Below are 5,752 nucleotides of genomic sequence, written 5' to 3' on the forward strand. Positions count from 1 at the left end.
CCCGGCGCGACCGGCGCGATCAGCCGGGACCTCGCCGCCCGCGGCGCGGCCACCGCCGCCATCGAGGCCGACCTCGCGGACGCGGAGGCCCCCGCCCGTGTCTTCGACCGGGCCGAACACCTGCTCGGCCCGGTCACCGCCCTCGTCATGTGCCATGCCGAATCGGTCGACTCGGGCCTTCTCGACACCACGGTCGAGAGCTTCGACCGGCACTTCGCCGTCAACGCCCGCGCCACCTGGCTGCTGATCCGAGAGTACGGCCGCCGCTTCGCCGTCCCGCCGGGCTCGGGCAGGATCATCGCCCTCACCAGCGACCACACGGCGGGCAACCTCCCGTACGGCGCGAGCAAGGGCGCCCTGGACCGCATCACCCTGGCCGCCGCCCACGAACTCGCCCACCTCGGCGTCAGCGCCAACGTCATCAACCCCGGGCCCGTGGACACCGGCTGGATGTCGGACGAGGCGCGGGCGGGCTGCGTCCGCCGGACACCGCTCGGCCGCCTCGGCACCCCCCAGGACACCGCCCACCTGGTCGACTTCCTGTGCTCCCCGCAGGGACAGTGGGTCAACGGCCAACTGCTGACGAGCAACGGCGGCTTCGCCTAGCCGGTCGTCGTCTCGCGCCAGCGGTTGGTGATGGGAAGGCGGCGGTCGCGACCGAAGTTCTTGGGGGTGATCTTCGGGCCCGGCGGGTACTGCCTGCGCTTGTACTCCGCCAGGTCGACCAGCCTGATGACGCGCGTCACCAGCGCCGGGTCGTGGCCGGCGGCGATCAGCTCCGCGGAGCCCATGTCCTTCTCGACGTAGTCGTCCAGCAGCCGGTCCAGCACCTCGTACGGCGGCAGCGAGTCGGTGTCGCGCTGGTCGGGGCGGAGCTCGGCGCTCGGCTCCTTGGTGATGGAGTTCTCCGGGATCGGCCGCCCGGCCTGGAGGCGGAACGACGGGTCGGTGTGCTCGTTGCGCCACCTGGCCAGCTCCCACACCATCGTCTTCGGCACGTCCTTGATGGGGGCGAAGCCGCCGGCCGAGTCGCCGTAGAGGGTGGAGTAGCCGGTCGCCAGCTCGCTCTTGTTGCCCGTGGTCAGCACCAGGTGGCCGTGCTCGTTCGACAGGCCCATGAGGATCATGCCGCGGACGCGCGCCTGGAGGTTCTCGGCGGAGAGGCCGGAGAGGTCGATCTCCTTCTCGAAGGCGTTCACGATGTCGGCGATGGGCACGACCCGCGAGTGGACGCCCTGGCGGCGCACCAGCTCTTCGGCGTCGCCGATGGAGTGGTCGGAGGAGTAGCGCGACGGCATCAGCACCACGTGCACGCGGTCGGGGCCGATGGCGTCGGCGGCGATGGTGGCGGTCAGCGCCGAGTCGATGCCGCCCGACAGGCCGAGGATGACCGACTCGAAGCCGTTCTTCGCCACGTAGTCGCGGACGGCCAGCACGAGCGCCGAGTAGACCTCCGCGTGCGGGTCGAGCCGTTCGGCGACGCCGGAGGGCTCCGGCGGGTACGGGGCGACGGGGTCGGACGACAGCACGATCCGGTCCACCGTGATCGTGGAGCCGTCGCCCGCGTCGTACGGGAACCGCCCGGCCCGCGCCTCGGACACCGGCAGGTCGAGGTCCACGGTCAGGAGCTCCTCGCGGAACTGGCCGGCCCGCGCCACCAGCCGGCCGGAGGCGTCGACCACGATGGAGTCGCCGTCGAACACCAGCTCGTCCTGCCCGCCGACCTGGTTGACGTAGACGAGCGCGCACCCCGCCTCACGCGCCCGGCGCGCGCACAGCTCCAGGCGGACGTCGTCCTTCTCCTTCTCGTACGGCGAGGCGTTCGGCGCCACCAGCAGCCCGGCCCCGGCCTGGCCCACGACGGCGACGGGGCCTCCGTCCTGCCAGAGGTCCTCGCAGACGGCGACGGCCACGTCCACCCCGTGCAGCCGGAAGATCGGCAGCCGGTCGCCGCGGACGAAGTAGCGGTACTCGTCGAACACGCCGTAGTTCGGCAGGTGGTGCTTGGCCGTACACGTGACCACCTCGCCGCGCCACAGCAGCGCCGCGGCGTCGAGCGGCGCGCCCTTGGGCTGGCCGACGCGGGGCGCGAGGTTGGCCCGGTCGACGTGACCGACGACCACGGGCAGCTCGCCGAGACCCTCCTCCCGCAGCCTGACCGCGGTCTCCCGCAGGGTGCGAATGCTGGCCTCGACGAAGGAGGTGCGCAGCACGAGGTCTTCCACCGGATAGCCGGTCAGGAACATCTCGGTGAAGACCACCAGGTGCGCGCCGCGGTCGGCCGCGTCGCGCGTCCAGGCGAGCAGCTTGCCGGCGTTGCCGTCGAGATCGCCCACGGTCGGGTTGGTCTGTGCCAGGGCAATGCGCAGTTGAGCCACGCGAACAGCCTAGTACGGTGTGATTTCCACCGTTCCGGTAGGCGGCCCTTCCTGATCATGTCAGGCGGGGCACGAGCGCCCCCGTGGCTTCGCGCGGGGGCGCTCGTGCCTGGCCGACTCCAGCCCCGGCTCCAGCGGGCCGCCCGATGGCTGATCAGCCGGTCGCCCGACGGCGCCTGATGGCCGGGCCGAGGGCGAGCATGCCCGCCGCCGACGCCACCCCGACCGCGCCGATGGCGAACCACAGCGCCCGCGGTCCGAGGCCCAGCAGGGCGCTGCCCAGGAGCGGGGCCACGACCATCGCCACCGACCAGGCGAAGCCGAACAGTCCCGCGTACCGTCCGCGCAGGTGTGCGGGTGCCAGGGTGGCGACGATCGTCCCGGAGATCCCGGCCGTGATGATCTCGCCCGCCGTCCACACGGCGATGGTGGCGGCCAGCCACCCGGTGGAGGTGACGAACGCCGTCAGTGCCATGCCGGCTCCCATCACGGCCAGCCCGGCCGCCAGTGTGCGGGAGGGGTCGAGGCGGCCCAGGCGTCCGGAGACCAGGGGTTGCACGATGACGATGAGTACGCCGTTCAGCGCCATGGCCAGTCCGAACTGGCCGGTGGACAGGCCCACGCTCTCGGTCATGGCGATCGGCAGCACCGTGAACGTCTGCGCGTACACCACCGCGTTGCCCAGCACGACCAGCGTGAAGCCCAGCATCACCCGGTCGCGCAGCACCACGCCGAACCCGCCGCCCGCCTGCTCGCGGGTCGTGGGGCGGGTCTCGGGCACGGCCCGCCAGACCAGGATCGCGAACACCACGCTGGTGAGGGCGTCGATCCAGAACAGCCAGAGGAACCCGGTCCCCGCCAGCCAGCCGCCGGCGGTCATGCCGAGCGCGTAGCCGAGGTTGATCGCCCAGAACAGCAGCCCGAAGGCGCGCGGCCGTTCGGCGGGTGAGACCAGGTCGGCGACCAGCGCGCTGGAGGCCGGCCGGTAGGCGTCGACCACGAGGCCCAGCACGAACATGGCCGCCGTGATGGCCGGCAGCGAGGTGCTGTAACCGAGCGCCAGCAGCGCCCCGGCCGTGGCCAGCATGCCGCCGCCGAGCGTGGCCCGGCGACCGATCCGGTCGGTGAGCACGCCGGCCAGCAACTGCGAGATCAGCGACCCGGCGCCGAACACCGCCATGACCACCCCGGCCGCCGCCACCGGCAGGCCGCGCGCCTGCGTCAGGTAGACGCCGGTGAACGGCATGACCATGCTGCCCAGGCGGTTCACGAGGGTGCCGCTCCACAGGGCCCAGAACGGGCGGGGCAGCCCCCCGACGGCGGATCGCAGGAATCCCGGCTTGGGCAGGAGCGTCGTGGTCACGGGTCAAGGGTGAGCTCCCTGGGACCCGCCGGGCCAATGATTTAGTGCACACTAAAAGGTGTGGCCGTGACCTGGGTGATGAAGCCGGTGGACGTGGCGCGGATCCGGTTCGCGTTCTCGCCGATGTGGGAGCTGGTGGCCAGCCTCCGCACGCTGCGCGACCCGGCGAGGCAGTCGGTCCACCTGCCGTGGATCAAGTGCATCCGGCCCCGGCTGGCCGGCATCGACCTCGCCGAGCTGCTCGCGCTCGTCCCGCCGACCGGCTACCTGCCCGACTTCCTCACCCCGCCGCCCGACACGCCGCTGCCCGACTTCGCCGCCGAGCTGGAGCGCGTACGGCGTACGCCGCCCGAACGCGCCGCCGCCGAGGCCGGCGAGGTGGTGAGCGAGGACCGGCCGGCGATCGAGCGGTTCAGGGGAGACCCGGCGGCGGGCCTGGCCAGGGTGGCGGGCACGCTCCAGGCGTACTGGGAGGCGTGCTTCGCAGAGTTCTGGCCCCGCGTCTACGCCCTGCTGGAGCGCGACGTGCTGCGCAGGTCGCGGCAGCTCGCGCAGGGCGGGGCCCGGGAGCTGTTCGCCGCCCTGGATCCGTCCGTGACGTGGACGGGGGAGCGGCTCGTCATCGAGCGGCCGTGGCTGTGCACCCTGGAGGAGCTGCACGGCGACGGGCTGGTGCTCGTGCCGAGCGCGTTCTTCTGGCCGTCGACGGCGGTCATGTCGGCCCCGTACCAGTCGACGCTCGTCTACCCCGTGGCCGGGGTGGGCACCCTGTGGGAGGAGGGGCCGCCGCCCGCGCCCGGCGCGCTCGCCGCCCTCATCGGCCGGAGCAGGGCGCAGATCCTGCTGGCGCTGGCCGAGCCGAGCACCACGTCGGCGCTGGCCCGCCGGATGGCCATCACACCGGGGGCGGTCAGCCAGCACCTGGGCGTGCTCAGCGGCAGCGGGCTCGCCGTGGGGATGCGCCTGGGCAAGGAGGTCGTCTACCGCCGCACCCCCACCGGCGACGCGCTCGCCTGCCACGCCTCCTGAGGCTGCACGCCTCCTGAGCCTGCACGCCTCCTGAGGCTGTACGGCGGACGCCCTGCACGCCTCCTGAGCCGGGCCTGCGCCCGATACGCCTTTCGACGGGGGTGTTCAGGCGTACCTGGCCGACTCCACCAGCCAGTCGATGTGGGCGCGCGGCGCCGCCAGGTACGCGCACGCCACCTTGCTGACGTCCCTGGCCGCACGCGGCCCCAGCTCGTCGAGCGGCAGCCGCCTGGCGGCCAGGCGCATGTCGGCGCAGCGCTCGGCGATCCGGTCCAGCACCCAGGCCACGGCCTGCCGCTGGTCCAGTCCCAGCTCGTGCATGGCGATCACGACCAGGTTGTGCCCGTCGCCGCGCTCCTTCGGCCGCGAGGCCACGTCGTTGCACCAGGCGGTGACGTCGCTGCAGGAGTCGACCAGATCCCGCCACGGCTCGCAGCCGTGCAGCCACGCCGGCGCCTCCACCCGCAGGCACGGCTCCACCAGGTCGTAGAGGTACGGGCCGACGGTCCCCCTGCGCAGCGCCGGATACTGCTCCAGCGTCGGGATCCGGCCCGCGGCCCGGTTCGCCGCCTCGATGCGGCAGGCGTCGAGCTGGCGGCGCAGGTTCACCGCGAACCTGGCCCGCCACCGGTCGCTCATCCGCGCGCTCGTCACCCGCCACAGGTCGGCGAACGCCGCTTCCAGCGGATGGGACGCCCGGCCCGCGAGCACGCCCTGGAAGATCTCCAGGCGCCCCGGCCCCTCGTCCATCTCGTCGTCCAGGTGGAACAGCCACGTCAGCCACTGCGCGAACAGGGCGGCCGCCGCGGCGTCGAACTCGGCGAACGCCCGCCCGGCGATGCGGTGGAACCCGACCCCCGGGTCGGCGCGCAGCCCCGTCCGGCGCGCCCAGTCGATCACGGCCGCCTCGACGGCGTACACGGCGGGATGCATGCGGCACGGCGCGGCCAGCGCCGGCACCCGCTCCGTCAGCCGCAGCAAC

General features: G+C 73.3%; 5 protein-coding genes. 2 read left to right on the top strand and 3 right to left on the bottom strand.

All coding sequences use genetic code 11. The annotated features are described in order from the left end of the window. On the top strand, positions 1-606 hold a 606-nt coding region (locus tag DQW85_RS28895; RefSeq protein WP_113703017.1), incomplete at its 5' end, for an SDR family oxidoreductase. On the opposite strand, the gene DQW85_RS28900 is transcribed toward DQW85_RS28895, so the two are convergent. Further along, positions 603-2,378, bottom strand: a complete 1,776-nt coding sequence (locus DQW85_RS28900) for an NAD+ synthase (RefSeq protein ID WP_113703018.1) — start codon at positions 2,376-2,378, stop codon at positions 603-605. The genes DQW85_RS28895 and DQW85_RS28900 overlap by 4 nt on opposite strands. A 154-nt stretch (positions 2,379-2,532) precedes the next feature. Then, positions 2,533-3,741: an MDR family MFS transporter gene (locus DQW85_RS28905; protein WP_205315492.1), complete on the bottom strand. Its 1,209-nt coding sequence runs from the start codon at positions 3,739-3,741 to the stop codon at positions 2,533-2,535. Positions 3,742-3,807: 66 nt separating this feature from the next. Here DQW85_RS28905 and DQW85_RS28910 point away from each other — a divergent pair, with 66 nt between their 5' ends. Beyond that, entirely contained in the window at positions 3,808-4,770 is a 963-nt protein-coding gene (locus tag DQW85_RS28910; protein ID WP_240197495.1) for a DUF5937 family protein, read from the top strand. A 105-nt stretch (positions 4,771-4,875) separates the two neighbouring features. Here the strand turns inward: DQW85_RS28910 and DQW85_RS28915 are convergent. After that, the coding region (locus DQW85_RS28915; RefSeq protein WP_113703020.1) for a terpene synthase family protein at positions 4,876-5,752 on the bottom strand (877 nt) is incomplete at its 5' end.

This window comes from Nonomuraea lactucae, from assembly GCF_003313395.1.
Taxonomy (GTDB): Bacteria; Actinomycetota; Actinomycetes; order Streptosporangiales; family Streptosporangiaceae; genus Nonomuraea; species Nonomuraea lactucae.